Here is a 25,729-nt window from a genome sequence, read left to right on the forward strand (position 1 = left end):
CGTCAGCAGCCGTCCGTCGCGTTGACCGGCATCGGGGACCCGAGGACGGTCACGGTGGTGTCGTCGGTCAGGGCGGAGACGCCGTTCCGACCGGAGTCATCCGTGCTGGCGGCGTCGTCGTCCGTTCGGGCACGCGCACGGCGGTCGTCACTCGATCGGTCGTCCGTGCGCTGCTCGGTGTCGTCCCAGCCGCGCTGCAGGAGCACCTGCCAGGCCGACGGAGCGTCCGAGTCGTCCGAACCGAAGGACATCCGGTCCTCCGGCGCCGTCCGCTCGATCCGCCGCTCGATGTCGTCGCCGACCTGCACGCCGTGCGGGCCGGACAGCTCCACCATCGACCCGCTGCGAGAACGGACCTCGTCGCGGAGGACGCGGATCTCGACGGCGTTGCCGAGCCCGGCCGGGGTGGACAGCGCGGCGACGCGGATCGCACCGCCCCAGGTGTAGGTCGTGCCGGCCGGGAAGCACGCTCCACCGTCGCCCTCGGCTGTCTGGGTGCGCGACGGCGTCCCGAGGAGCCGGTTCAGCAGGCTGACGGTCGAGCGGGCGTCGCGCATCGAGACGTCGACGACGGTTCGGTGGTCGCGCTCGAGGACGAGCGACTCCGCACGGAGCTCGATGGCATCGACGCGCTTGAGCTTGCCGTTCGACACGGACGGCGTCGCCGAGGACGTCTGCACCGACTCCGCCGCCCCGGCGGGTGCGCCGGTCGCGAGCACGGTCGCCGAGGCGGCCAGCACGGCGACGCCGAGCGCGAGGAGGGGGCGGGAGGTCACCACACGACCGTACGGCCTCGGACCTCGGTGGACGACGGGTGTTACCGAATCGGTTCCGGGCCGTCACCTCCCCGTGACATTCGCGACGGCCGTCGGGGGACAGTGCGCTGGACGACGGCGGACCCGTACCTGCGTACCGTACGGCCCATGACGGACCAGTACACGATGCAGGACCCGACCGCGATGTACGCGGACAAGAAGCCCGACGAGCAGTACCTCCCCGGCGCCGGCACCGACGAGGAGATGGCGCAGAACGTGCCGGCCGACCACGGCGAGGACACCTACCGCGGCTCCGGTCGTCTCGAGGGCCGGAAGGCGCTCGTCACCGGCGGGGACTCCGGCATAGGCGCCGCGGTCGCGATCGCCTACGCCCGCGAGGGCGCCGACGTCGCGATCTCCTACCTGCCCGAGGAGGAGGAGGACGCGCAGCGCATCGTCGGTCTCATCGAGGCCGCCGGGCGCTCGGCCGTGGCACTCCCCGGGGACATCACGTCCAAGGAGTGGTGCGAGGAACTCGTGGCGAAGGCGGTGGAGGGCCTCGGCGGGCTCGACATCGTCGTGAACAACGCCGGTAAGCAGCAGAACGTCGACTCGATCACGGACATCGAGGACGAGGAGTTCGACGAGACCTTCAAGACCAACGTCTACGCGACCTTCCGCATCACGAAGGCGGCCGTGCCGCACCTCGCCCCCGGCTCGACGATCATCAACACCACGTCGATCCAGGCCTACGCGCCGTCGCCGCACCTCGTGCACTACGCCGCGACCAAGGCGACCGTGAACAACCTCGCCAAGGGTCTGGCTGCACAGCTCGCGCCGAAGGGCATCCGCGTGAACGCCGTCGCCCCAGGGCCGATCTGGACGCCGCTGCAGCCCGCCGGCGGGCAGAAGCCCGAGGACCTCCCGAGTGCGGGGGAGCAGACCTACCTCGGCCGCTGGGGTCAGCCGGCCGAGCTCGCGCCGGCGTACGTGTTCCTCGCCAGCGGTGAGTCGTCGTACGTCGTGGGGGAGACGCTGCACGTGGACGGCGGCATGCCGACGCCGTAGCGCTGACCACGAGGCGGACGGGAGGCGCGGTGCCGGCCGGCACCGCGCCTCCCGTCCGTCAGGCCGCTACGCGGTCCTCGTCGGTGACGGACGGACCGACCGCAGCCCGCACGTCCGTCGTGCTGAGCCGGTGCCGTTGCCACGCGTCGAGCGCGAACGCGGTCGAGCGGGCGGCCCGCAGGTCCGCGCCGTCGATCGAGTCGAGTGGCGCGTGCAGCGCGACGTACAGCTCCGTGAGGTCGTCGTGTGCTCCCAACCGGACCGTCGGGACCCCCGCGCACCGGGCGACGTGCTCGGCCGTCCGGTCGACCGTGACGACCAGTCGGGAGTCGAGGAGACGCCGTGCGGTGACGTCGGTCGACAGGTCGTGGGCGACGAGGTCCACCGGCACCGTGGAGATCCGTCGGACCGCGCGGACGAGGTCGTGCGACCGGTCGGCGTCACGTGGGTCGAGGCGGAACACCGAGATCGTCGGCGCATCCTGCTCACCGGCGACCGCGGTGACGGCGGCCGCGAGGTCGTCGACGTCGAGGGCCAGGTCGACCGCAGCGCTGACCGAGACCGCGATGCCCCCGGGCGTGCTCGGGACGGCGTCGACGTCCGCCGCGTGATCGAGCCACAGGAACTCGAGCGCGCCGGCAGCGATGCGTCCGCCGGTCGCCGGCCCGGATTCGTCCGACACCACCAACCGGTCACTCCCTGCGAGCCGGACGCGGTCGCGGAGCGTCAGTGGCAGGACGGTGTCGAAGGTGTCGGGGAGCAGTGCCCGCCACGACTCGAGGAGCACCGAGCGGCCGAACGCGGAGCGCTCGGGAGCGATGTCGGCGATGATGCGGCGTCGTGCGGCCATGGTCGTGCCTCCCTGGGTGGGCGTCGATCGGGCTCGACGCTCACCCCAGGATCGCAGCCGATCATCAAGAATGCAACATATTCACTGACCCGAACGCGGCGTGCGCAGGAGCAGCCACACGAAGTACGGCGTCCCGACCAGCGCGGTCAGGATGCCCGCGCCGAGCTGCGCCGGAGCGATGACCGTCCGGCCGAGCAGGTCCCCGAGGCACACGAGCACCGCCCCGACCAGCACCGCCACCGGCACGACCCGGGCGTGCGCTCGTCCGACCACCGAACGCGCGGCGTGCGGGGCGACCAGCCCGACGAACCCGATCGTCCCGACCGCCGCGATCGCCGTCGCGGTGAGCAGCACCGAGAGTGCCAGGAAGCCGAGCCGCGTCCGGCCGAGTCGGACGCCGAGCAACCGGGGTGAGTCCTCGTCGAGCGAGACGAGGTCGAGCTCGCGGTGCGCCGGCACCACGAGCACCAGGGCCGCGACGAGCACGACGACGACCGGCAAGGAGTCCTGCCACGTCCGGCCGTACGTCGAACCCGACAGCCAGGTCAGCGCCTTGTTCGCGTTGAACGGGTCGGTGACCACGATGAGCAGGCTGATGAGCGCCGTGAGCCCGGCCGACACCCCGACACCGACGAGCACGAGGCGGTTCTGCCGGAAGCCACCGCGGGCAGCGAGACCGAACACCACGAGCGCAGCCAGCGCGGCACCGACGAACGCAGCCCCGGCCACGCCCCACGTCGACGCCGCGGGGACCGCCGTCACGGCGAGCACGGCACCGAGTCCGGCTCCGCTCGAGACGCCGAGCACCCCGGGGTCGGCGAGCGGGTTGCGGGTGACACCCTGCACGAGCGTCCCGGCGAGTGCCAGTGCGGCACCGGCGAGGAGGGCAGCGGCGACCCGGGGGACCCGGGTGTCGAGGATGAACGCGATCGCCTGGTTCGCCCGGCCGGTCAGCCAGTTCGAGACGTCCCCGAGCAGGAGCATCGCGTCCCCGAGCAGCACCGATGCGACGACCACGCCGACGAGCGCGGCCGCGAGGGCGGCGACGGTCAGGGCGACCGCGAGCCGACCCGGGATCCGCGACACTTCGAGTGGCGTGGTCTGCCCGGTGTCGCGCATCCGGAGCGCCATGACGACGAGGAACACCGCGCCGAGGACGCTCGTGACCACGCCCGTGGGGACGGTCACGGCCCGGTCGCCCGACACGACGGCGCGGAGGAGGACGTCCGAGGCGAGCACGACACCGGCTCCGACGAGGCCCGAGACGGTCAGGAGCGCCCAGGATCGGTGCAGTGTGGGGAAGGTCCTCGCGACCGGGCGGACGAGCGCCGGTGCGCACAGTCCGACGAAGCCGATCGGACCGGCGATCGTCACCGCCGCGGCGGAGAGCAGCACCGCGAGGACGACCGCGACGATCCGGGTGCTCCGGACCGGGACCCCGAGTCCGCGGGCTGCGTCGTCACCGAGCGCCAGGGCGTCCACCCGGTGCGAGAGGAGGAGGAACCCGACGACCCCGACGGCGACCACCGGGAGCATCGGCAGGATCGTGTCGTACCCGTTCTGCGCGATGCCGCCCTGGTTCCAGCTGTAGAGCCCACGGGTCTGCTGCGGGAACAGCAGGACGAGCGCCTGCGTGACGGACCCCAGACCGAGGGCGAGCGCCGTGCCGGCCAGGACGAGCCGCAGGGTCCCGCTGCCGAGACCGGACAGTGCGAGCACCAGGGCGGCGGCCGCGAGCCCCCCGAGGAACGCGACGCCGGACTGCGCGACGACCGGGAGCCCGATGCCCGAGACCGACACGATGCCGAGCGCGAGGTACGCGCCGGCGTTCACGGCGAGGGTGTCCGGCGCGGCGAGGACGTTCCGGGTCACCGCCTGCAGTGCCGCTCCGGCGACGCCGAGTGCGAAGCCGACCACCAGACCGGCGACCGCGCGGGGGAAGCGCGAGGCGACGACGACCGATGCGTCGGCGCCGTCCGCCCGGCCGGTGAGGGCCCTCCAGACGTCGGCGACCCCGATGTTCGCGGTGCCCTGGGTGGTGTCGACGGCGGCGAGCACCGCGACGAGGACGATCCCGGCGACGAGGAGCAGGACGCCGAGCGCGGGCCGGGCGACGCCCGAGGGGCGCCTCCCGGCCCGCGTGGGCGCGGTGGTGCCGGTCACCGCTACTTCGTGAGCGCGGCGACTGCGGCGTCGACGTAGGCGTCCATCGCTCCGGGTCCGCCGAACATCCAGATGCCGTCGTCGAGTCGGTGCACGGTGCCCTGCTCGACGAAGGGCAGCGACTTCCAGACGCTGTTCGACGCGAGGGTCGTGCCGAAGACGTCGTCCTCGCTCGCGGCCTTGTTGTCGATGTAGAGGAACTGCGTGTCGGCGGGGAGCTTCGTCAGCCCCTCGACGTCGGTCGAGCCGAGGCCGTACGCCGCGTCACCCTCGATGCCCGTGCCGGACCAGGCGTCCGTGAGCCCCAGCTCGGCGTTGACCTGGCCGATGAGCGACCCCTTCGTGTACGGGCGGATCGTGACCTGGTTCGACAGGACGTACCCGTCCGCGAAGGCCACCTTCGTGCCGGCCTTGCCCGCTTCGGCGATCTCCTGCTTGCCGTCCGCGATCTTCTCCTCCAGGGCCTTCCACACGGAGTCGGCCTTCGCCGTCGTGCCGGTGGCCTCCGCGATGAGGTCGAGCGTGTCCTTGATGGTGTCGAGCTGGGCGCCGGACTTCGCCGAGGCGATGACGATCGTCGGCGCGATCTTGCGGAGCTGCGCGACGACCGAGTCCTTGAGGTCGGTCGTGGCGACGATGAGGTCCGGCGCGATCGAGGCGATCGTGTCCGTGCTCGGCTCACCGCGGGTACCGATGTCCTCCGGATCGCCGGTCAGCGGGACCTTCGAGTCCCACTGGCTGTAGCCCTTCACGTCCGCGACGCCGGCGGGCGCCACCCCGAGGGTCTCGAGGTCCTCGACGACGTTCCACTCGGTGCCGACGACCTTCTTCGCGGGGCCGTCGAGTGTCACCTTCGTGCCCTGGGCGTCGGTGACCGTGATCTTCGCGGCGGAGGGGTTCGCGTCGGAGGCCTCCTGCGTCGAGCCGCAGGCGGTGAGGGACAGCGCTGCGGCGGCGGCGATGGCGGTGGCGGTGAGGAGTCGTCGCTTCATGGCGGCTCGGGGTTCTTCCTGTTCGGTGGGATGGAGCTGTCGGGCGGACGCGTGCTGCGCCCGTCGTCAGCGTGCTGGTGCAGGGGTGGTCCGGGAGTGGTGTCGGCCGACCGCGCGGGTCCGGAGGGCACCGGTGGTGGGGTCGTGGTCGACGTCGATGCGGATGCCGTACACGTCCGAGAGTCGCTCGGCGTCGAGGACGTCCTCCGGGGTGCCGTCCGCCACGACGACGCCCCCACGGAGGAGCACCAGACGGTCCGCGACGGCGGCCGCCTGGTCGAGGTCGTGCAGCACGACGCCGACGGCGGTCCCGTGGACGTCCGCGAGGTCGCGGACCAGGTCGAGCAGCTCCACCTGGTAGCGCAGGTCGAGGTACGTCGTCGGCTCGTCGAGCAGGAGGACGCTGGTCTGCTGCGCCAGGCAGCTCGCCAGCCAGACCCGCTGGAGCTGTCCGCCGGACAGTTCATCGGCGGGTCGCTCGGCGAGGCTCGTCAGACCTGTCACGCCGAGCGCGTGGGCGACGACGACCGGCCCGTCCGGGTCCTGTCCGCCGAAGCGACCGCGGTGCGGGTGCCGTCCGAAGGTCACCAGGTCGCGGACCCGGAGGCCACCGGGGACCGGGCGGCCCTGGGTCAGCAGGGCGACCTGGCGGGCGAACGCCTTCGGCGTCAGGGCGAGGCCGTCGACGACGTCGGTCTCGTCCGCCGTGCCCGTTCGCGCCGGCCCGGAGGCACGGCTCGCGCCGTGCGCGTCGGTCGCGCCGCGCAGGTGCACGGCCCCGGAGCGCACGGGCTGCAGTCGCGCGATCGAGCGCAGGAGCGTGGACTTGCCGGACCCGTTCGGGCCGACGAGGGCGGTCACCGTCCCGGCGGTGAGCTCGAGCGAGGCGGCGTGGACGACGTCCTCGCCGTGGTACCCCACGGTGACGTCGTGTGCGTGCAGATCGACCACGCAGGTAAGGGTAGCCTCACCTACTTAGGTTTACCTAACGTGTCGCGGGATTCCTCGTCGACACGGGTCAGCAGGGTGCGTCGCAGCTCCGCGCCAGGCGCTCCAGGAGCTCGCGGGCCGACAGCGCCGCGGCGAGCTCGACCTCGACCGGGTTGATGCCGATCGCCCGTTCGAACGCACGACGCCGTGCCTGGTCCGCGATCGGGACCTCCGGCCGCTGCGGGAGTTCGGCGATCGCACGCGCGGCGGCGTCGAAGGCACCCACCGGGCGACCGAGCTGCTCCCACATCGTCCGGACGTCGTGCGCGACCTGCTCGGCGTCGCCACCGAACTCGAAGCCGGCGGACGCCATGGTCGCGAGGCCGTGCGCGATCGAGTCGTTCGGGATCATGTCGGCATCGTCACACGAGCGGCCGCGAGCGGGCTGAGCGGGCCGCATGTCCCCCGGAATGCCGACACCCGGACCGGGGATTCTGGTGTCCCCCGCCATCGACCAGGATGGAAGGAGCACCCGTCCCGGGTGTGGCACGCGCCCCACGAGGGCGCCCCGGACAGGACGTCCGGCGATCGGAGGGCACGATGCTCGAGAACACCAGCGCTGACACGCACGCGGCAGCCGCTGCGGCCGCCACCCTGCACCTGCGGATCACGATCGTCGGAGCGACGGTCGACCTCCTGCGCGACGTGCCGTTCCACGAGGCGCGACCCGAGCAGGTCGCGGAGCGGATGGGGATCACGCTCGCCGAGCTCGAACTGCACTTCCCGTCGTGGGACGGTCTCGTCCTCGCCGCCGTCGACCGCTGGAACGGCGGCCGCATGGAAGAGGTCGCGGCCGAGGTCGGCGACGCCGCGACGGTGGACCTCCTCCGCGCGATCGTCGCGTCGAACGCCGAGGACCCGGCCCTCATGCGGCTGCTCGTCGCCCTGTTGTCGGTCGCCGGCAACCCGGCGCACCCGATGGCCTCCTACCTCCGCTCGCGCTACCAGCTGTTCTTCTCGCGGATCAAGCGCGGCCTCGAGCGGGACGTCGCCGTCGGCCGGGCGCCGCACACGATGGAGCCCCGCCGCGGTGCCGAGCAGCTCATCGCCCTCTACGAGGGTCTGCAGCTCCAGGCGCTCCTGCGTGCGGACATGGACCTCGTCCAGGCGTTCGACCGAGCCGTGGCACGCCTCGAAGCCGGTTGGATGGAGCGGTACCAGCCACGCGCCCAGGTGCAGCACGCCACGTGGAGTGACCCGGGCAGCTGGGAGATCTGACCGGTCGGGCGGAGGCTGGCCGGGATGCGCGGAACCGTGCGGGGACGGAGACCGGCCGGGGTACTCGGTGGAGACCCCAACCGGAAGGAGCCGTCGTGGCGAACCCCAACCCGATCGAGATCCAGAAGTACCTGAGCGGCATCGAGTACCCGGCGTCGAAGGACGACATCGTCGCGACCGCCGAGCGCGAGGGTGCCTCGGGCGATGCGCTCGAGGCACTGAAGAACATCCCGGACGGCGACTACGACGCACCCACCGCGGTGTCGAGCGCCGTCACCGACGCCAGCTGAGCGGCGGTCCGGCGCGACCGGCCGCGCGACTCCCCAGCTCGGCCGGTCCCGGAGCGCGGAGCACCGGCGTGGCCGGTTGCGGACCGCGGGTCACCGACGTCGCCGGTTGCGGACCGCGCGTCACCAGCGGGGCCGGCTGCCGTCCCCGGGGTCGTAGCCCGAGTCGCGGATGACGCGGAGCGCCGTGGTGTCGCTGTGGACCGAGTGCACGACGACCTTCCGCGCACGACGCAGGGCCCGGCGGGCGCCCGGCGTCGCGAAGAGTCCGCCGAGCACGAGACCGGCCCCGATCGCGAGCGCGACGGTCACGGCGGACACGAAGTCGAGCGCCGAGGTCGACGACCCGGACATCACGTTGAGCAGGGCGTTGGACACCGCGACACCGGGGAGCAGTGCGCCGCAGAACGCCGGGACGGCGATCGCCCCGACGGCGGTGCGCATCCGCGCCGCGGCGATCGTCGCGAGCACGCCGAGCAGCACGGACGCGAGGAACGTCGCGCCGAGCAGGGGCAGCCCGAGGTGGCGCATCGCCCACAGCGACGCTCCGGCCGAGACCGAGAACACCACTGCGACCGGGATCACCCGGGCGCTGGCCTGCTGCACGAAGCAGTTCGCCGCGGCGGACACGACCGTGAGGGACAGTGATGCCCACAGCGGCAGCGGGTCGAGCACGATGCCGGACGGGTCGACCTCGATCCGGAGCCAGTGCGTGAGTGCGATGCCCGCCGGGACCCCGACGACGATCGCGGCGATGACGAGCAGGATCGAGAAGGCCCGCGCGACCGCCATCGCCCGGAAGCCCGAGATCGCGTCCTGCGCCCAGGTCACGAGCGAGACGTGCGGCAGCAGGAGCACCACGAGCGCCGCCACCATGGTCGCGGCGCCGGCCGGACCGAGGATGCCCGCCGCGATCGCCAGGGTGCCGAGTGCGGACGCCACCGCTCCCTGCGCGCCGGAGACGAAGAACTGCGGGAAGCCCCGACCGGTCAGCCACCGGCCGGACACGATGATCCCCATCATCAGGACGAACGCCCCGAGGCCGGCTCGCCACCCACCGCCGGCCTGCATCGCGATCGAGGTGCCGAGGACCGCGAGCCCGACGTCGGCCAGCCAGTTCGGCCACCGGGGCGGCATCCGGAGCACGGCGACGAGGGCGCTCACGGCGGAGGTCATGTCGCGCGAACCGTGCACGAGGTCGTCCACGATCTGGTTCGCCCACGCGAGACGTCCGAGGTCCGAGCCGTCGATCGTCACGGTGCGGAACTTCACGAGCGCGGGGCCGTCGGTCGGTGCGTACTGGATCGTCACCGAGCTGCCGGTGAGGTCCAGGTCGAGCGGTGCGAGGTTCCACTTCGTCGACACCGCGACCACGGCCGTCTCGACGCTCCGCGTGTCGGCGCCGGAGGCGAGCATGACCTCGGCCAGGTCGAGGCAGAAGTCCACGATCTGCACCGGCGAGTACTGCTCGCGGGGTCGGACGTCGGGGGTGACGTCCTCGTAGATCGTGCCACGCAGCCGAGCGCGGGCGTCGCGGAGATCGTGCTGCGCGACCTTCCGGACGCGGGGCCGCGGAGGGCGGCCGGGTCGCGGCGCGCCGGGGAGGAACTGCTCGGCCATCCCGCCATGGTGCCAGGCGCGGTCCGCCGAGTCCGGACGCGCGCTGAACGCGGCCCTGCCGTCGGCTGGGACGGTCAGCGCCGTCGACGCACGCTGAGGCGGCCGAGGGCGAAGGCCGCGACGACCGCGCCGACCAGGACGAGGACCGGCCCGACGACCTGCTGCCACGAGTGGGTCACCGGGTGGAAGACCGCTCCGGCGAGCGGGGCGTACGCGAACCAGCCGAACGAGGCGGTCGGTGCGGAGAGCCAGACCACCACGCCCGCGACCAAGACTGCAGCGCCCGCCCACAGGGCGAGCCAGGTCGGGGTGGCGAGGAACCGGGGCACGTCGCCCAGCGTACGGGGCGGACGGACGGGAGGCCCGTGGCGGGGTCGCCACGGGCCTCCCGTCCGTCACGCAGTGACGACTACTGCTCGAACGTCGCGTGCAGCTCGATGTCGACGCCGGTGAGGGCCTTCGAGACGGGGCAGGTCGCCTTGGCCTCGTCGGCGGCCTTGAGGAAGGCTGCCTCGTCGATGCCGGAGACCTCGCCACTGACGGTGAGGACGATCCCGGTGAGCTTGAAGCCGCCGGCCGAGTCCGGGCCGAGCGAGACGTCGGCCTTGACGTCGAGGGCCTCGACGGTGCCGCCGGCCTCGCCGAGGATCGCCGAGAACTGCATCGCGTAGCAGGAGGAGTGGGCTGCGGCGATGAGCTCCTCGGGGCTGGTGGTGCCACCGGCCTCGTCCGCGGCGCGCTTCGGGAAGGACACGTCGTAGGTGCCGACCTTCGAGCTCGAGAGTTCGACCTGACCGGAACCGTCGTTGAGGCCGCCGTTCCAGGCTGTGCGTGCGGTGCGCGTGGGCATTCCCGCTCCTTTCGTGTGGGGAGGCTCCCTGCGGAGCCCTCGACTCCGGTTCGGAGCCAAGGCCGAGTCAATCGGAGAACGACCGTTCTCGCAACCCGCTCACGGGGAAGACGCAGGTCTGCCCTACGATCGGGCGCACGGGGGACAGCCGGACGTCCCGGACGCGCGTGACCGAGCACGGGCCGGTCGACGTGCTCCGGCGCCCGGACGCCGCCTGGGTGCGGTTCTGGACGGAGGGCTGGCGGTACCACGGCCGTGCGGTCGTCGTCACCCTCGGGCGCTGAGGCCCCGGGTACCGCGACGATCCGGTAACGGGCCTGGTCCGGACCGGCCCGTCGAGGCTACCGTGAGGTCGCGGGGCAGTGGTTGCCCCGCAGTGGGGAGCAGAGCATGGCGACGAACCCGGAGTACACCGAGGCGGTCCGACCGCGGAGCTCGGGCAACGGGACCCCTGACGGTGGCATGGCGGTGGGGATCCCCTACGCGGCCCCGGAGCGCGGCCTCGTCAGCGGTGGGTCCGAGCCGGTCTCGCGGTCCGGGCTGGTCTGGCGCATCGTCGCCTCGATCGTCCTCGCCGCGGTCGGCATCAACGCGCTCGTCGTGGTCGGCCGCATCCTGGCCGGGCCCGAGGACGTGTGGGCCGGCGCGATCGGCATGGCGCTCATCGCGGTGCTCGCACTCGCGTACCCGGTCGTCAACGTGGTGCGTTGGGCGCGCGCAGCGCGTCCTCGCCGCTGACGCCGGACGGGAGGCCCGTGGCGTCTCCGCCCCGGGCCTCCCGTCGTCCGGTCCGTCCTCAGCGCGCGATCGCGTAGCCCTGGGCGCCCCGAGGATTTGCTGCCGCCCCCACGACACCGGTCGACGGGTCGCGCGTGACGCAGCACAGCCGACCCAGCGCCCAGTCGCCCGCTCGGGTGACGACGTGGCCACGGGCCTCCAGCGCGCCGATGACGTCGTCGCCGAGCCGGTCCTCGACCACGAGGCCCGCGGGTTCCCACGTCCGTGGCCAGAACGACCCGGGGAACGACGTCGTGTGCAGCATCGGCGCGTCGATCGCCTGCTGGGGCGAGTAGCCGCCGACGATCCACCGCAGCAGGAAGAGCAGCTGCCACTGGTCCTGCTGGTCGCCCCCGGGCGACCCGAGTGCCGCGATCGGGTGGCCGTCCCGGAGCACGAGGGTCGGCGTGAGGGTGGTCCGGGGCCGCTGCCCGGGGGTCAGGGTGGACGCGGTGCCCTCCTCGAGCCAGGTCATCTGCAGCCGCGTGCCGAGGCAGAACCCGAGCTCGGGGATCGTCGGTGACGACTGGAGCCACCCGCCGGAGGGCGTCGCACTGACGATGTTCCCCCAGCGGTCGACGACGTCGATGTGGACCGTGTCCCCCCGTGTCTCGCCGGTCGGAGCGACGAACGGTTCGCCGCGGTCCTCCACGGGCACCGCCTGCTCGGCGTCGCGGGTGACGCGGACGGTCGGTTCTCCGGCGCTCCCGCCCGCATCGGCGTCGTACTCGGTCCGGAGGGGCGGCGCGACGGGCGCGACACTGGGGACGGTCCCCGGACGCAGTTCCGCCGACGCCCGCTCACCGATCAGGGCACGACGCTCGTCGGTGTACGCGTCCGAGAGCAGGACCTCGAGGGGCACGTCCCCGTCGCCGTAGAACAGGTCGCGGTCGGCGAGGGCGAGCTTCTGCGCCTCGACGATCGTGTGGACGCCGACCTCGGTCGACGGGTCGAGCAGTGCGTCGTCGAACGGTTCGAGCAGCCGCAGTGTCTCGAGGAGCGCCGGACCCTGACCCCACGGTCCGGTCTTCGCGATCGTGCACCCCCGGAACTCCGCCGTGGTCGCGGGCTCGTACGTCGCCCGGAAGGCCTGGAGGTCGGACGCGCGGATCACGCCGGCGTGGTCGGTGCCCGACGAGTGTCGGTGCGGCTCCCGGACGAAGCGGTCGATCGCCTGCGCGACGAAGCCCTCCGCCCACTCCGTGCGGGCCGCGTCGATGCGGGCGGTGCGCCCGGCGTGCGCACCGCCGGCGGCGACGAGCCGATCGAGGACCGAAGCGAGTTCCTCGTTGCGCACCAGGTCCCCGGGGACCGGCACCGCGCCTCCCGGCAGCCACTGCGCGGCCGACGTGGGCCAGTGCTCGCGGAACAGGTCCTGCACCGCCGTGATCGTCCGCACCACACCGGCGGTGACCGGGTGACCGTCCCGGGCGTACCCGATCGCCGGGGCCAGGACGTCCGCGAGGTCCCAGGTCCCACGATCACGGAGCAGCAGGAGCCAGGCGTCCACCGCTCCGGGCACCGCGGCCGCGAGGGCGCCGGCGCCGGGGACGAGGTCGAGGCCTTCCTCGGTGAAGTGCTCAGGCGTCGCGCCGGCCGGCGCCGGTCCCTGCCCGCAGAGCACGACCGGTGTCGGGTCGTCGGCCGTCGCGAACACCGCCGTGAGGTCACCGCCCGGGCCGTTGAGGTGCGGCTCGACGACCTGCAGCACGAAGGCTCCGGCCACCGCGGCGTCGAACGCGTTGCCGCCCCGTTCGAGGACCGACTGGGCGGTGGCGGTCGCGATCCAGTGCGTGGACGCGACCGCTCCGAACGTGCCGGCGAGGTCCGGACGGGTCGGTGTCGTCGTGGGCGGGACGAAGGAGGGGTTCGGGGTCGGCATGCTCCCATCCTGCTCCGTCCGCCCCGTGCCCCCGGAACTGGGGTTGTCCTCAGGAGCGCGGAACACCGAGCATCATCCGGTGACCTGTGCAGGGCGGGTCGCAGTCCGTGCAGGGGCACGGCGCACCGACCAGCAGGGGAACCATGACCAGCAACCCGTCCATCACCGCGCGTCCGCCTCGGGCCTTCCGGGCCCGCGCTTCCCGCCTGGCGGCGGGCCTCGCAGCGCTCGCCGTCGTCGCCGGAGGCATCGTCGGCACCGCTGCGCCGGCCTCCGCGTCCGCCGTCTGGACGGGCAGCGTCCCCGCGGGCACGGTGCTCAACCCGGGCGACTCCGTCACCTCGCCGAACGGACAGTTCCGCCTGATCCTGCAGGGCGACGGCAACCTCGTCGAGTACGGCATCGGCAACGCCGTGCTGTGGGCGTCGGGGACCTCGAACAAGCCCGGGGCGACCGTGAAGATCGGCCGGGACCGCTCCGTCGACCTCATGTACAACGGCAAGCGCGTCACCCGGTGGGCCCTGGCGGGCAAGAAGTCCTCGACGTCGTTCGTCGTGCGCGGCGACGGGACGATGGCGTTGCTCGCCGGGACCGAGTCGGTCGTCAACTGGAAGAGCTACCAGGACCGCGTCACGGCCGGGAACGTGGTCCTCGGCGGCACGACGCTCCGTTCGGACGCGAGCGGCACCCGCACCCTCGAGATGAAGACCGACGGCAACCTCGTGCAGCGCATCTCGGGCAAGGCGGTCTGGCAGTCGGGGACGGGCGGGAACCCCGGCTCCTGGGCCGCGGTGCAGAACGACGGCAACCTGGTCGTCTACAAGCCCGGCAAGACGGCGATCTGGCACACCGGGACGTACCGGTCCGGCGGCGGTTCGCTCCTCGTGCAGGTCGACGGCAACGTGGTGCTGTACGGCAAGAAGGACACGCGGACCTGGTCGACCAAGCCCGTCACGGGTCTGCTCTGGCCGGTCCTCAGCACGAAGCTCTCCGGCCGGTACGGCGACGACCGCGGCGCGAACCACGTCCCGCGCTACCACCAGGGCACCGACGCGCCGGTCCCCGTCGGCACTCCCGTGTACGCGTCGGGGACCGGTACCGTCACGAGCACCGTCGCGAACAACGCGAGCTACGGCAACTACGTCGTGGTGACGTACGGCAACGTGACCGTGCTCACGGCCCACCTGAGCAAGATCCAGGTGAAGAAGGGGCAGATCATCTCCCGTGGCATCGAGCTCGGGAAGTCGGGCAACACCGGGCAGTCGACGGGGCCGCACGTGCACGTCGAGACCCGGCGCGGCGGCACCCTCATCGATCCGCTGTCGGCCCTGCACTTCCGCTGACGCGGTCGGGGGCGGGTGGGGTCCGGCCTCGCCGGGGCGGTCGTCCGGCGAACCGGCGCCCCGCGTGTCAGCCCACGGCGGACTGGTACTCCAGTTCCACGCGGCGCGCGCCGTAGGCTTGGACGATGCTCCGGACCCTCGCCCTCGTCGCGATCGGTGTCGTCGCCGGACTCCTCTCCGGGCTGTTCGGCGTCGGCGGCGGCGTCGTGGTCGTCCCGGCACTGATGGCCGTGCTCGGCATGGACCAGCGCCGCGCCTCCGCCACCTCGCTCGTGGCGATCGCCCCCGCAGCCGTCGTCGGTGCGGTCACCTACGGCGTGCAGGGCGAGGTGCACTGGCTCGCAGCGCTGACCCTGGCGGTCGGCAGCGTGGTCGGGGCGCCGATCGGTGCCCGGTTGCTCCGGACGATCCCGCTCCGCGCGCTGCCGTGGATCTTCGTGGGCTTCATCGCGGTGGTGCTCGTGTCGCTCTTCTCGACGGTCCCGACCCGCGGCGGCGACGTGCACTTCGGCGTCGTGGAGGCCCTGGTGCTGCTCCTGCTCGGACTGCTGTCCGGCGTGCTGTCCGGGCTCGTGGGCGTCGGCGGCGGGGTCGTCATCGTGCCGGGGCTCGAGGTCGCCCTCGGCGCCGGTGACCTGCTCGCGAAGGGCACGTCGCTCCTGACGATGGTCCCGACGTCGGTGTCCGGCACGGTCGCGAACCTGCGCCGGCGTGCGGTGGACGTACGGGTCGGCCTGACGGTCGGGATCACGGCCGCGGTCTGCTCGCCGGCGGGTGCCTGGCTCGCCCGGCTGGTGGACCCGCAGGTCGGCACGTGGCTGTTCGCGGCGTTCCTCGTGGTGGTCGCGGTCATCGTGCTGAGCCGCGGTCGCCGGAGCCGGCGGGCAGCGGAGGCGACCGTCGGGGAGGTCGCGTGACGGGCCTCCAGGCCGGCGGCTCGGCGGAGGACGTGATCACGGCCCTCGCGCGCACCACCGGCGACGTCGCCGCGGCCCGCAGGGTCGCGCGGCGGTTCGCCGCGCTGGACGAGGGTGAGCGCTCGGCGTTGCTCTGGAGCGAGGACCCGGGTGCGCGGCTGGTCGCGGTGCTGCTGCTCGTGCAGGCGATGCGGGAGCGTCCGGACGACGAGCTGACCGACGAGTACCTCGCCGCGGCGAAGGCCGAGCGCTTCGACGACCCGGTCCTCGTGGACCTCGCGGCGGAGGAACTCGTCGGCGCGCCCCTCGTCGCCGGCGGGTCGACGGGACAGCTCTTCGCGCTCGCGAAGTCCGACGTGGCGATCGTGCGCCGGATCGCGGTGGTCGCGACGCTGGCGTTCGTGAAGCAGGGCGACGCGGAGGTCGCGCTCGGGATCGTCGGCCGGCTCGTGAGCGAGCGCGGCGAGACCGTGCAGTCCGCGGTCGGGTGGGTGTTGCGGGAGGTCGGGAAGCGCGCGTCCGAACCGGCGCTCGTGGCGTTCCTCGAGCGGCAGGGTCGTTGGCTCTCGCCCGCGGCGCGTACGACGGCGACCGAGCACCTGCCGCCGGCAGACCGGGACCGCTTGCGCGGGTGACGCCCTGGAGGCGCGGCTCGCCTCCGCCTCGCCGGTCCCGTCATCGCGGGTGCGCGGGGCACGCGACTAGCCTGCTGCGCATGCCCACGGACGTGCCCCGCATCGACGCCGACCTCGTCCGACGACTCGTGGCGACGCAGTTCCCCGAGTGGGCTGGCCTGCCCGTCAGCGAGGTCGCGCACCAGGGCTGGGACAACCGGACCTTCCGGCTCGGCGACGGCCTGAGCGTCCGGCTCCCGAGCGCTGCCGGGTACGTGCCCGCGGTCGAGAAGGAGCAGCGGGTCCTGCCGTACCTCGCCGCTCGCCTCGACGTCCCCGTGCCGGAGCCCGTGGCGCTCGGTTCGCCCGACCCCGACTACCCGTTCCCGTGGTCGGTGCGACGGTGGCTCCCGGGGCGGGTGTCGGCCGACGTGCCGGACCCGGACCGCGGGCAGATCGCCGGCGACGTCGCCGCTGCGCTCGTGCAGTTGCGCGGCGTCCCCGTCGGGCCCGGACCGGCTGCGGGCACGCACTCGTTCCACCGGGGCGCGCACCCGTCGCGCTACGCCGCCGAGGTGGTCGCCGCGCTCGACACGCTCGGGTCCAGGGTCGACCGCGCCGCGTGCGAGGCGGTCTGGGACGCGGCGGCCCGTTCGACCTGGAGCAGCCCGCCCGTGTGGTTCCACGGCGACGTCGCTCCCGGGAACCTCCTCGTGGACGAAGCCGGCCGACTCAGCGCCGTGATCGACTTCGGGACGTGCGGCGTCGGGGACCCAGCGTGCGACCTCGTGCTGGCGTGGACGTTCCTCGACCCCGATGCTCGCCAGGTGTTCCACGGCGCGGTCGGCCTCGACGCGGACACCTGGGCACGGGCTCGCGGATGGGCACTGTGGAAGTCGCTCATCATGCTCGCCGGGAGCGCCGGACCGGGCGACGCCGACGAACACCGTGCGGTCCTCGACGCCGTGCTCGCCGACCCGGTCACGACACCGAGCGCGGTCTGACGGGGTCCGCGCCCTGGCTCCGACGCGGTCAGCTCCGTGGGTCGGGCTCCGGTGCGAGCGCCGCGCGCAGCACGACGTCGAGCGCCGCTGTCTGCCGCTCGGGCGTCCAGTGGTCCGGGTCGCCGGCCGCGAGCGCGGTGACGCCCTCCACCGCCGCACCGAGTGATCCTGCCCGCGCCGTGCAGGTGTCCGCGGGCAGGTTCGTCGCGGCGCCGATCAAGCGCGCGAGCCGATCGGCGAACGCGCGGGCGTTCCCGGCATGTCGCTCAGCGAGGGCCGGGTCGCTGAGTGCCGCGGCGAGGAAGCCGACCCAGACGCGAGCCTCCGCGGCACGATCGGCGTCGGTCGCGAGTGCCCCGAGTGCCACGGCGCGGACCGCCGCGGCGGGGTCGGGAGCGGTCGACTCGGCCTGGTCGGCGCGGACCCGGGTGCGCTCGTGGAGGACGGCGCGGGCGTGGAGGAGCAGTGCGCGCTTGTCCGGGAACGTGTGGAGGACGAGGCCGGTGGTGCAGCCCGCCCGCTCAGCGACGGCTCGCAGGGTCAGCCCGGTGGGGCCGAGTTCGGCGAGGGCCGTGAACACCGCGTCGGAGAGGCGTGCGCGCTGCGCTGCGTCATCGCGGATCCGGGGCACGAAGGAAGCGTAACAGGTGTTACCGTAACGACCGTCACGAAAGGACGGCCATGCCCGACGCCACGCCCTGGACCATCACGACGACACCGTTCGACGACCCCGACGCGGACCGGCTCCGCCGAGCGCAGCGCCGGGAACTCGACGCCCGCTACGGCTCGAGCGACCACGAGCCCGGCGTTCCGCCGTCCGGGGCGGACGTCCCCGTGTTCCTCGTCGCACGGGACGCCGACGGCACCCCGGTCGCGTGCGGTGGGCTCCGACCCCTCGCCGACGACGTCCTCGGCCCCGGTGTCGTCGAGGTGAAGCGGATGTACACGGCTCCCGAGGCGCGGGGGACCGGGGTGGCCACGGCTGTGCTGCGGGCGCTCGAGGACGAGGCCCGTCGCCTCGGCGCGCCGCGGCTGGTGCTCGAGACCGGACCCGCGCAGCCGGATGCGATCCGGTTCTACCAGCGTGAGGGGTACGAGCCGATCCCGCTCTTCGGGGCCTACGTCGGCTCGGACGTCTCGGTCTGCTTCGGTCGCTCGCTCGACGCCGTGGATCCGGATCAGCGCGAGAACACGTCGTCGAGCGTGTAGGTCCCCAGCCGCCGCTGCCGGAGCAGTCGCCCGAGTCGGGGGAGTGCGCCGATCGTCCCAGGGTGGTTCGCGTGCCCGATCACGATCCGCCCCGCGGTGAACCACTGGTCGGCGAACCCGACGATCTGACCGGCGCCGATGTCACCGGAGTCGGCGAGCGTGCCGTACCAGAGCAGCGGCGTCGTGTACCCGACCCGCGCGGCCGCTGCGTCCACCCGGGCGTCGTGGTAGCCGTACGGCGGACGGAAGTACGGCCGCGCGTCGACACCGAACGTGTGCTCGATGAACTCGTGGTTCCGGGTGAGCTCGTCCTCGATGGCCTGGTCGGAGAGCCCGGTCAGCGCCGGGTGGTCCCACGTGTGGTTCCCGATCTGCACCTGCCCAGACTCGATGAGTGGCCGGAGGGCGTCGGCGTGCTCCGTCCACGACGGGCGCACCCCGTTGACGAAGAACGTCAGCCGCGTGCCGGTCTCCCGGGCGAACCGGACGTAGGCACCGACGACCTCCGGGGACGCGCCGTCGTCGACCGTCCACGCGATCCCCGGTGTCCCCGCGGGCAGCCCCGTCACCGTCCCGGCCGGGAGCGGTCGCTTCGCGATCGCCGGCGCGGTCCAGGTCGGTGGCGCCGTCGGCGTCGGGACGGCGACGGGCGTCGCGGAGCGGGACGGGTCGGTGACGCGACGGGGCGTGGCCGGCGAGCACGCCGACAGGGCCGAGGTGGCGAGCAGGGCACCGGCTGCGGCGAGCAGGGTGCGGCGGGTGGTGCGGTGGTCCATCCCCACCACCATCCGACGGGGTCGGGTCCGGCACATCGCCGCGGCGGACGATCCTGCGGTGGCCGGTCGGCCATCGCCGCTTCCGCCGTACGTGCAGTTCGCGGGCCGGACTGGAGGCACCTGGCGTGTCCGGCGCCCACCGCACGTCGCGGATGCGGCCGGGAACGCGCAACAGGGTCGGCCGACACCAGCGCCGGTGGCGCGACATGTCGTCCGCCGATCCGGCCCTGCGTGCGGCTCGGATCCGGGGTCTCCGGTCCGACGGCTGGCGACGCGGAAGCCCTCGGCAGCTCCTGCTACCGAGGGCCTTCGTCGTGTCCAGCAATCAGTACCGCTGCGGCAGCTGCTGGGCGCGTTTCGGGTGTTGCACGACGGCCGTGGCCGTGAAGCACGCCACGCTCGAGCCGGCCAGGATGAGGGCGGCAGCGAGGAGTCGGCTCGCCTGGGCGCTCCCCGGACCGACGACGCACACTGCGACGATCCCGAGCGTGATCGTCGAGCCGGCAAGTGCTCCCACGATCGTGTGGAGTACGGCTATGAGAGATCGCAAGACGGTCCCCTTCCCGGATTCGATCACTGGGAGTTGCACCAGGTGATCGAGGACGGCGGAATGTTGTGGATCACGGTACCTCGGCCGTTCGATGCGCAGACGCCCAGGAATGCGCCCGCGACGGCAAGGAGGCCAGCGAGCGCGACACATGCTGCGGCACCAAGCCCCGTTACGCCTGATCCGGATCAACGGCGGCGTTCTGGACGATGCCACCCGTTGCCGCGAAGCCGGTCGCGTAGGAGTCGACTGTTGCAGCATCGACGCCGGCTCGACGGGCGAGCGCTCCGTCGAACCGATCCTCGATTCGGTCTGTGGCATCGAACAAGGCCTGCACGGTTGTTTCGGTGATGGCAGTCGTCGCAGCGGGCGATGTCGCGGAGGCACTCGCCGGACTCGCCACGAGCATCGATCCGAACAGGGCGGCGGTCGTGGCTGCGATCAGGGTCGATCGAGCCTGGGTGATGGTGAAGAGCTTCAAGGGTTTTCCTCCAGTTCCAGCGACGTTGCTGGCCAGCAGGGTGCTGGTACTTGAAATTGTGCACGCACAATCTGAAATGTACAAGCGCATCACGGCGGCGCCGCCGCCTCAGTTGCTTTCTCGCGTCATCTCCTGCCTGCCGGCTCGACTCGGCCCACCCGCGCACCGTGCGTTCCGCGCGTCGGGGACGCGGCTGGGAACGCGCCACGGGGCGGGAGGGTAGCGACGGGGCGGAGACGAGCCGTGCCTCCAGGCCGGCCCGAAGCGACCACGAGAGGAACGCGACGTGCGCGCACTGACCTGGCAGGGCACCGAGAAGGTGTCCGTCGAGACCGTCCCCGACCCGACCATCCAGGAGCCGACCGACGCGATCGTACGGATCACGTCGACCGCGATCTGCGGCTCCGACCTGCACCTGTACCGGGTGCTCGGCCCGTACATCGACAAGGGCGACGTCCTCGGGCACGAGCCGATGGGCATCGTCGAGGAGGTCGGCTCCGGCGTCACGAACCTCACGGTCGGCGACCGCGTCGTCATCCCGTTCAACATCTCGTGCGGCCATTGTTGGATGTGCCGACACGGGTTCCAGTCGCAGTGCGAGACCACCCAGGTGACGGAGTACGGCACCGGTGCGTCGCTCTTCGGGTACACGAAGATGTACGGGCAGGTCCCCGGTGGACAGGCCGAGTACCTCCGGGTCCCGCACGCCGACTACGGTCCGATCAAGGTCCCCGACTCCGGTCCGGACGACCAGTGGCTCTTCCTCAGTGACATCCTGCCGACGGCCTGGCAGGCCGTGCAGTACGCGGACGTCCCCGAGGGCGGCACGCTCGCGGTGCTCGGACTCGGACCGGTCGGACAGTTCGCCGCGCGGATCGGCAAGCACCTCGGCTACCGGGTGCTCGCCGTCGACCCCGAGCAGGTCCGCCGCGACCTGGGCGCGAAGCACGGCGCCGAGGTCTTCGACCTGACGAAGGACCTCGTGCCCCAGCTGGTCGACCTCACCGACGGCCGCGGCCCCGACGGCGTCGTCGACGCGGTCGGGATGGAGGCGCACGGCAACCCCGTGGCGGGCTTCGCGCAGCGCGCGGCCGGCCTCCTGCCGGACAGGCTCGCACAGAAGGCGATCGAGACCGCAGGCGTGGACCGGCTCGCAGCCGTCCACACCGCGATCGACCTCGTCCGCCGCGGCGGGACCGTGTCGCTCAGCGGGGTCTACGGGGGGATGGCCGACCCGATGCCGATGATGACGCTCTTCGACAAGCAGATCACCATCCGTGAGGGGCAGTGCAACGTCAAGCGCTGGATCGACGACATCATGCCGCTCGTGCAGGACTCGTCGGACCCGCTCGGCACGCTCGACCTCACGTCGCACCGGGTGTCGCTCGAGGACGCGCCGCGCATGTACTCGGTCTTCCAGAAGAAGGAGGACGACTGCGTGAAGGTCGTGCTCGATCCCGCGATGGCCGCGGCGTGACGAGCGGGTCGCGGGTGGCTCCCGTGGGGATGTCGCGCGGGACGTCGTCGCGGGGGTCGCGCTGATGCGGGTCGTGGTCGTCGGGGCGACCGGCAACGTGGGGACCGCCCTGCTCCGCCGGCTCGCCGCCGCACGGCTCGCGGGCTCCGGTGACGGTGGCGGCGTCCTGCAAGTCGTCGGTGTCGCGCGCCGGCTGCCCGACGCCCGGGTCGCTCCGTACGACGTGGCCGTCTGGCACGCGCTCGACGTCGGCGACCCCGGCGTCGTGCCGCGACTCGCCGCGGTGCTGCAGGGCGCGGACGCGGTCGTGCACCTCGCCTGGGCGCTCCAGCCGACACACGACATCCCCGCGCAACGGCGCACCGACGTCGACGGGCAGGCCCACGTGCTCGAGGCTGCGGTCCGGGCGGGCGTCAGACACGTCGTCGTCGCCTCGTCCGTCGGGGCGTACCGCGGGGTGGACACGGCGGGGAAGCGCACGCCCGTCGACGAGTCCTGGCCCGCCACGGGCATCCCGACCGCGACCTACTCGACTCACAAGGCCGTGAACGAGGCGGCCCTCGACGCGTTCGAGTCTGCGCATCCGACGATCACCGTGACGCGGCTCCGGCCCGGTCTCGTCTTCCAGCGGTCGGCCGCGGCGGAGCTGCACGGGCTGTTCCTCGGACACCTCGTGCCGATGCGCATCGTCCGCTGGGTGCGCTGGGCCGTGCTGCCGCTGCCGTACCCGTTCGTGTTCCAGGGCGTGCACGCCGACGACCTCGCCGACGCGTACTGGCGGGTGCTCGACCAGCGGGCGGCGGGCGCCTTCAACATCGCCGCCGCGCCGGTGCTCAACCCGCCGCGCATCGCTCGGGCGCTCGGCATGCGCGGGGCCGTGCGGATCCCGCTCCGGTTCCTGCGCGGGATCGTGACGCTCACGTGGCGGCTCCGGCTCCAACCGACGGACGCCGGGTGGATCGACATCGCCGCCGGCGTGCCGGTCATGCGCACGGACCGCGCCCGGTCCGAGCTCGGGTGGGAACCACGGCACACCGCCGAGGAGGCGCTGCGCGAGCTCGTCGGCGGGTTCGCGGACGGGGCGAACGTGCCGGCGTCGGGACCGCTGCGAGGGTGATGTCGGTGGGGGTGAAGGGCGTTCGGTCCTCGGGCCGGCGGCTGCCTCGTTCGCGGGGCAGCACGACCGGCACGGCGTCCACTACGGTCGGAGCAGTCCGACGAAGGGGGACCACGTGTTCGGAGAGTTGTTCGGGGACGAGCTCGGCGCCGGCTTCGGCGCCTTCGGTGTGATGTTCGGGATCGTCGCGGCGCTCATCGGCCTCGGGTTCGTGGCGATCATCGTGACGATCGTCGTCCGGAGCACCCGGATGGCGAAGCGCGGGCAGAACCCGTTCACGATGCAGGAGGACCTGGCGTACCGGGCGATGCAGAGCCAGACCCTCGCGCCCGCGAAGACGCTCGAGCAGCGGCTCGCCGAGCTCGACGACCTGCACGCCCGCGGCGTCATCTCGGACGAGGAGCACCGCGCAGCCCGCGCCGATGCACTCGGGCGCTGAGGACCCGGACCTCGTGGGGACGAGCATCCCCGACTTCGACGTCGAGCCCGCCGCCGGGGCGCGGTTCTGGGCGGTGCTCCTCGGGGTGCTCGGAGCGGTCGTCGGGGTGCTGGCGGTCATAGGCTGGCCCCTGCCGGTCGGCGGCGGTCGGTACGGCGTCGACGAAGCAGCCTGGGCGCAGACCGTCCACGGCGTCCAGGCCTGGCTCGCACACGACGGCTGGCGGGTCTCCGGATCGTCCTGGGTGTTCGGCGCGGCGGCGGTGGCGGCCCTGTCCGGCGTGGGCGTGCTCCTGCATCCGTCGTGGTCGGAGCGGCGGCGGTTCGTCCTGGTCGTGGTGCCGGCTGGCGTGCTGCTGGTGGCCGGGCCTGCCGTGCAGTGGGCGTTCGGACTGCCCTGGTCGAACTACGGCGTCGGTTCGGCGGCCGGCATCGCCCTCGGCATCGTCGCTGTGGCTGCTCTGGCCGGAGTCGGGGCGGCCGTCGTGGCAGTGCTCCGACGACGCCACCGTCCACATGACGGTCGGGATCGTCGGACGTAGGGTGGATGGATGCTGCAACCGACGGACCTCCTCGGGGAGTGGGAACTCCGGCGGCGGGTGGTCGACAGGCTCGCCGGTGTCGAGGGCACCGTCACCGGGAGCACGACGCTGTCCCTGACGGGCACGGACGAGGTGCGCTGGGACGAGAACGGCACGATGACCCTCGACGGCCGCACGGTGCCGGTGTCGCGGTCGCTGTCGGTTCAACGCGATGACGAGGGCTCGTGGATGGTGCACTTCTCCGACGGCCGGGTCTTCCACCCGTGGGTCTGGGGTACCTCGGTCGAGCACGCCTGCTCGCCCGACGACTACACCGGCGTCCTCGGCGGCGACACCGAGCGGTGGACCGTTCGCTGGGACGCCCGCGGCCCGGCGAAGGACTACACCCTCACGAGCGAGCTCGGACGACCACAGTCAGTCGACCGCACCTGACAGCACCACGGACCGGTCGCTCACCGCCTGCACGCCGGCGGAGTGCGTCGCGACGAGGACTGCCGCCCCCTTCCCGGCGAGGTCCCGGAGTGTGTCGAGTACGAGCCCCTCGTTGGCAGCATCGAGCGCACTCGTCGGTTCATCGGCGAGGATCACGGCCGGTCGTTTCACGAACAGTCGTGCGAGGGCGACGCGCTGCTGCTCGCCGCCGCTCAACTCGAACGCTCGGCGCGAGGCGACGCCAGTGAGCCCGACTGTTCCCAGGGCTCGTGCGGCCGCCCGACCGTCCCGCAGCCGACGAGGCACGGCGATGGCGATGTTCTCCGCGGCGGTCAGTTCCGGGACCAGTCCGAAGTCCTGGAAGAGGTAGCCGAGCGATCGACGACGGACTGCCCTGGCCCGACGATTGCTCCGGCCGGCTGCTACCCCGCCGACCCGCAGTGTCCCTGCGTCGAAGCGGTCGAGGTGGCCGATGCAGTCGAGCAAGGTGGACTTCCCGGACCCGCTGGGGCCGAGGACGGTCACGAACTCTCCCGCCCCCACGTCGAAGGAGAGGCCGTTCCACAGGAGTCTGGTCCCTCGCCGTTTCACCGCGCTCCGCACCTCGATCGTCATCCGGCTCGTCCGCGCTTCCGCGTCGTCACCGACGTGCTCCACGCGATCACGGCGAACTGGGTAGCGCACAACGCGATGACCGCGACCGCTGCGATCAGACCAGCGGCGTCCGTGCTCCGAGCCACCGGGTCGAGTGTCGAGATCCGGCCCGAACCGTCAGGACGGCCCGCCCACCACGTGTTCGCGATCACGACTGCCGCGGCCGCGAGGACAACGGCCTCCACGACCAGGGGACCGGCGTTGACCCTCGCCCACGCGTCGCCGGCCGCGATCCGCACGAACATCCGTCGTCCGTGGCGCTTCCGGTGTGTCGTGGCCGCGATCGCACCGACCCCCGCAGCGACGATGAGGCTGGCCACGAGGGCGACGGCATCCACGCCGGCGTCGCGGACCGCACGCCGAGCAGGACGTAGGCGATTCGCACCGAGCGCAACAGACAGCTCCTTCCCGTCGGTCAGGAGGCGGGCGCCGTGCCGGGCGCCCGCCCGTGGCGATCAGCAGTTGTGCGAGTACGCCTTGTTGCCGCTGGTGGCCTTCGGGGTGAGCGCCTTCGCGTACTTGCCCCCGGCGACGTTCGTCACGCGCTTCGTCTTCTTGCCGACCGCCGTCGCGCCGTGACAGCGCTTCTCCCGGAAGGAGTTCGAGTACGTGTCGTCCTTCCCGACACCCCACCGCCAGAAGCTCCCACCCCCGCCGTAGCATTCCAGAGTTTGACCGTTGATGTTCCGGCTGTCAAGCTCGCACGTGCGATGCCAGACTCGACCG

The 25,729-nt window shown here is 72.8% G+C and carries 31 protein-coding genes; 14 read left to right on the forward strand and 17 right to left on the reverse strand.

Annotation, left to right across the window (positions count from 1 at the left end):
* Positions 1-2: 2 nt before the first annotated feature.
* Positions 3-776 carry a hypothetical protein gene (locus NS184_RS04620; RefSeq protein WP_152998056.1) on the reverse strand — a complete coding sequence of 258 codons (774 nt, stop codon included), beginning with the start codon at positions 774-776 and terminating at the stop codon, positions 3-5.
* A gap of 147 nt (positions 777-923) precedes the next feature.
* Here NS184_RS04620 and NS184_RS04625 point away from each other — a divergent pair, with 147 nt between their 5' ends.
* Positions 924-1,823 carry an SDR family oxidoreductase gene (locus NS184_RS04625; RefSeq protein ID WP_058724966.1) on the forward strand — a complete coding sequence of 300 codons (900 nt, stop codon included), beginning with the start codon at positions 924-926 and terminating at the stop codon, positions 1,821-1,823.
* 58 nt (positions 1,824-1,881) lie between these two features.
* Here NS184_RS04625 and NS184_RS04630 read toward each other — a convergent pair whose 3' ends face one another.
* From NS184_RS04630 to NS184_RS04650, 5 genes are all read right to left on the reverse strand, one after another.
* On the reverse strand, positions 1,882-2,673 hold the full coding sequence (locus tag NS184_RS04630; protein ID WP_058724967.1) for a hypothetical protein: 792 nt from the start codon (positions 2,671-2,673) through the stop codon (positions 1,882-1,884).
* An 81-nt stretch (positions 2,674-2,754) separates the two neighbouring features.
* Complete coding sequence (locus NS184_RS04635; protein ID WP_058724968.1) at positions 2,755-4,836, reverse strand: iron ABC transporter permease; 2,082 nt, start codon at positions 4,834-4,836, stop codon at positions 2,755-2,757.
* 2 nt (positions 4,837-4,838) lie between these two features.
* On the reverse strand, positions 4,839-5,828 hold the full coding sequence (locus tag NS184_RS04640) for an ABC transporter substrate-binding protein (RefSeq protein ID WP_058724969.1): 990 nt from the start codon (positions 5,826-5,828) through the stop codon (positions 4,839-4,841).
* 66 nt (positions 5,829-5,894) lie between these two features.
* Positions 5,895-6,779, reverse strand: coding sequence for an ABC transporter ATP-binding protein (locus NS184_RS04645; protein ID WP_058724970.1), 885 nt, complete (start codon positions 6,777-6,779; stop codon positions 5,895-5,897).
* Positions 6,780-6,846: 67 nt separating this feature from the next.
* A complete protein-coding gene (locus NS184_RS04650; RefSeq protein WP_058724971.1) occupies positions 6,847-7,170 on the reverse strand; it encodes a hypothetical protein in 324 nt (107 codons plus the stop codon).
* A 188-nt stretch (positions 7,171-7,358) separates the two neighbouring features.
* On the opposite strand from NS184_RS04650, the gene NS184_RS04655 reads away from it, so the two are divergent.
* Together NS184_RS04655 and NS184_RS04660 are read left to right on the forward strand one after the other, a co-directional pair.
* Positions 7,359-8,036: a TetR/AcrR family transcriptional regulator gene (locus NS184_RS04655; RefSeq protein ID WP_058724972.1), complete on the forward strand. Its 678-nt coding sequence runs from the start codon at positions 7,359-7,361 to the stop codon at positions 8,034-8,036.
* A 95-nt stretch (positions 8,037-8,131) separates the two neighbouring features.
* Positions 8,132-8,326 (forward strand): DUF2795 domain-containing protein, encoded by a 195-nt coding sequence (locus NS184_RS04660; RefSeq protein ID WP_058724973.1) that lies wholly within the window; start codon positions 8,132-8,134, stop codon positions 8,324-8,326.
* 120 nt (positions 8,327-8,446) lie between these two features.
* On the opposite strand, the gene NS184_RS04665 is transcribed toward NS184_RS04660, so the two are convergent.
* The 3 genes from NS184_RS04665 to NS184_RS04675 form a co-directional block, all read right to left on the reverse strand.
* On the reverse strand, positions 8,447-9,943 hold the full coding sequence (locus tag NS184_RS04665) for a threonine/serine ThrE exporter family protein (protein ID WP_058724974.1): 1,497 nt from the start codon (positions 9,941-9,943) through the stop codon (positions 8,447-8,449).
* A 74-nt stretch (positions 9,944-10,017) separates the two neighbouring features.
* Complete coding sequence (locus NS184_RS04670; RefSeq protein ID WP_058724975.1) at positions 10,018-10,272, reverse strand: hypothetical protein; 255 nt, start codon at positions 10,270-10,272, stop codon at positions 10,018-10,020.
* Between the two features lie 80 nt (positions 10,273-10,352).
* Complete coding sequence (locus NS184_RS04675; RefSeq protein ID WP_058724976.1) at positions 10,353-10,793, reverse strand: OsmC family peroxiredoxin; 441 nt, start codon at positions 10,791-10,793, stop codon at positions 10,353-10,355.
* 390 nt (positions 10,794-11,183) lie between these two features.
* Between NS184_RS04675 and NS184_RS04680 the strand changes: the two genes are divergently transcribed.
* On the forward strand, positions 11,184-11,531 hold the full coding sequence (locus NS184_RS04680) for a hypothetical protein (protein WP_058724977.1): 348 nt from the start codon (positions 11,184-11,186) through the stop codon (positions 11,529-11,531).
* Between the two features lie 58 nt (positions 11,532-11,589).
* Here NS184_RS04680 and NS184_RS04685 read toward each other — a convergent pair whose 3' ends face one another.
* Positions 11,590-13,452 carry a gamma-glutamyltransferase family protein gene (locus tag NS184_RS04685; protein ID WP_058724978.1) on the reverse strand — a complete coding sequence of 621 codons (1,863 nt, stop codon included), beginning with the start codon at positions 13,450-13,452 and terminating at the stop codon, positions 11,590-11,592.
* A gap of 143 nt (positions 13,453-13,595) precedes the next feature.
* Between NS184_RS04685 and NS184_RS18860 the strand changes: the two genes are divergently transcribed.
* The 4 genes from NS184_RS18860 (at position 13,596) to NS184_RS04705 (ending at position 17,330) form a co-directional block, all read left to right on the forward strand.
* Positions 13,596-14,795 carry a peptidoglycan DD-metalloendopeptidase family protein gene (locus tag NS184_RS18860; RefSeq protein WP_058724979.1) on the forward strand — a complete coding sequence of 400 codons (1,200 nt, stop codon included), beginning with the start codon at positions 13,596-13,598 and terminating at the stop codon, positions 14,793-14,795.
* A gap of 125 nt (positions 14,796-14,920) precedes the next feature.
* Entirely contained in the window at positions 14,921-15,712 is a 792-nt protein-coding gene (locus NS184_RS04695) for a sulfite exporter TauE/SafE family protein (RefSeq protein ID WP_058724980.1), read from the forward strand.
* Positions 15,709-16,347 (forward strand): DNA alkylation repair protein, encoded by a 639-nt coding sequence (locus NS184_RS04700; protein WP_058724981.1) that lies wholly within the window; start codon positions 15,709-15,711, stop codon positions 16,345-16,347. Before NS184_RS04695 ends, NS184_RS04700 begins: the two co-directional genes overlap by 4 nt.
* An 80-nt stretch (positions 16,348-16,427) precedes the next feature.
* Positions 16,428-17,330 carry an aminoglycoside phosphotransferase family protein gene (locus NS184_RS04705; RefSeq protein WP_058724982.1) on the forward strand — a complete coding sequence of 301 codons (903 nt, stop codon included), beginning with the start codon at positions 16,428-16,430 and terminating at the stop codon, positions 17,328-17,330.
* 28 nt (positions 17,331-17,358) lie between these two features.
* On the opposite strand, the gene NS184_RS04710 is transcribed toward NS184_RS04705, so the two are convergent.
* Positions 17,359-17,961: a TetR/AcrR family transcriptional regulator gene (locus NS184_RS04710; protein ID WP_058724983.1), complete on the reverse strand. Its 603-nt coding sequence runs from the start codon at positions 17,959-17,961 to the stop codon at positions 17,359-17,361.
* Between the two features lie 50 nt (positions 17,962-18,011).
* On the opposite strand from NS184_RS04710, the gene NS184_RS04715 reads away from it, so the two are divergent.
* Positions 18,012-18,539, forward strand: coding sequence for a GNAT family N-acetyltransferase (locus NS184_RS04715; RefSeq protein ID WP_058724984.1), 528 nt, complete (start codon positions 18,012-18,014; stop codon positions 18,537-18,539).
* Here NS184_RS04715 and NS184_RS04720 read toward each other — a convergent pair.
* The 3 genes from NS184_RS04720 to NS184_RS04730 all read right to left on the reverse strand — a co-directional run bounded on the left by NS184_RS04720 (position 18,509) and on the right by NS184_RS04730 (position 20,343).
* Entirely contained in the window at positions 18,509-19,315 is an 807-nt protein-coding gene (locus tag NS184_RS04720) for a polysaccharide deacetylase family protein (RefSeq protein WP_058724985.1), read from the reverse strand. The two genes, NS184_RS04715 and NS184_RS04720, sit on opposite strands and share 31 nt — an antisense overlap.
* A gap of 325 nt (positions 19,316-19,640) precedes the next feature.
* On the reverse strand, positions 19,641-19,865 hold the full coding sequence (locus NS184_RS04725) for a hypothetical protein (protein WP_152998058.1): 225 nt from the start codon (positions 19,863-19,865) through the stop codon (positions 19,641-19,643).
* Between the two features lie 169 nt (positions 19,866-20,034).
* Positions 20,035-20,343, reverse strand: coding sequence for a hypothetical protein (locus NS184_RS04730; RefSeq protein WP_058724987.1), 309 nt, complete (start codon positions 20,341-20,343; stop codon positions 20,035-20,037).
* A 286-nt stretch (positions 20,344-20,629) separates the two neighbouring features.
* Between NS184_RS04730 and NS184_RS04735 the strand changes: the two genes are divergently transcribed.
* The 5 genes from NS184_RS04735 to NS184_RS04755 all read left to right on the forward strand — a co-directional run bounded on the left by NS184_RS04735 (position 20,630) and on the right by NS184_RS04755 (position 24,349).
* Positions 20,630-21,820 (forward strand): zinc-dependent alcohol dehydrogenase, encoded by a 1,191-nt coding sequence (locus NS184_RS04735; protein WP_058724988.1) that lies wholly within the window; start codon positions 20,630-20,632, stop codon positions 21,818-21,820.
* A gap of 64 nt (positions 21,821-21,884) precedes the next feature.
* Positions 21,885-22,937, forward strand: a complete 1,053-nt coding sequence (locus NS184_RS04740; protein WP_058724989.1) for an NAD-dependent epimerase/dehydratase family protein — start codon at positions 21,885-21,887, stop codon at positions 22,935-22,937.
* 115 nt (positions 22,938-23,052) lie between these two features.
* Complete coding sequence (locus NS184_RS04745; RefSeq protein ID WP_058724990.1) at positions 23,053-23,376, forward strand: SHOCT domain-containing protein; 324 nt, start codon at positions 23,053-23,055, stop codon at positions 23,374-23,376.
* Complete coding sequence (locus NS184_RS04750; RefSeq protein ID WP_058724991.1) at positions 23,360-23,917, forward strand: hypothetical protein; 558 nt, start codon at positions 23,360-23,362, stop codon at positions 23,915-23,917. Before NS184_RS04745 ends, NS184_RS04750 begins: the two co-directional genes overlap by 17 nt.
* Before the next feature lie 9 nt (positions 23,918-23,926).
* A complete protein-coding gene (locus NS184_RS04755; protein WP_058724992.1) occupies positions 23,927-24,349 on the forward strand; it encodes a DUF6314 family protein in 423 nt (140 codons plus the stop codon).
* Here the strand turns inward: NS184_RS04755 and NS184_RS04760 are convergent.
* From NS184_RS04760 to NS184_RS18955, 3 genes are all read right to left on the reverse strand, one after another.
* Positions 24,332-24,964, reverse strand: coding sequence for an ABC transporter ATP-binding protein (locus NS184_RS04760; protein ID WP_058725044.1), 633 nt, complete (start codon positions 24,962-24,964; stop codon positions 24,332-24,334). The two genes, NS184_RS04755 and NS184_RS04760, sit on opposite strands and share 18 nt — an antisense overlap.
* The gene (locus NS184_RS04765) at positions 24,961-25,323 is read right to left on the reverse strand and encodes a hypothetical protein (RefSeq protein ID WP_152998059.1); all 363 of its coding nucleotides are present in this window, start codon (positions 25,321-25,323) and stop codon (positions 24,961-24,963) included. Before NS184_RS04765 ends, NS184_RS04760 begins: the two co-directional genes overlap by 4 nt.
* Before the next feature lie 135 nt (positions 25,324-25,458).
* Positions 25,459-25,686, reverse strand: a complete 228-nt coding sequence (locus NS184_RS18955; protein WP_430733536.1) for a lactococcin 972 family bacteriocin — start codon at positions 25,684-25,686, stop codon at positions 25,459-25,461.
* Positions 25,687-25,729 lie beyond the last annotated feature (43 nt).

Origin of the sequence: Curtobacterium luteum (genome assembly GCF_001475545.1) — a bacterium.
GTDB classification, from domain to species: Bacteria; Actinomycetota; Actinomycetes; order Actinomycetales; family Microbacteriaceae; genus Curtobacterium; species Curtobacterium luteum_A.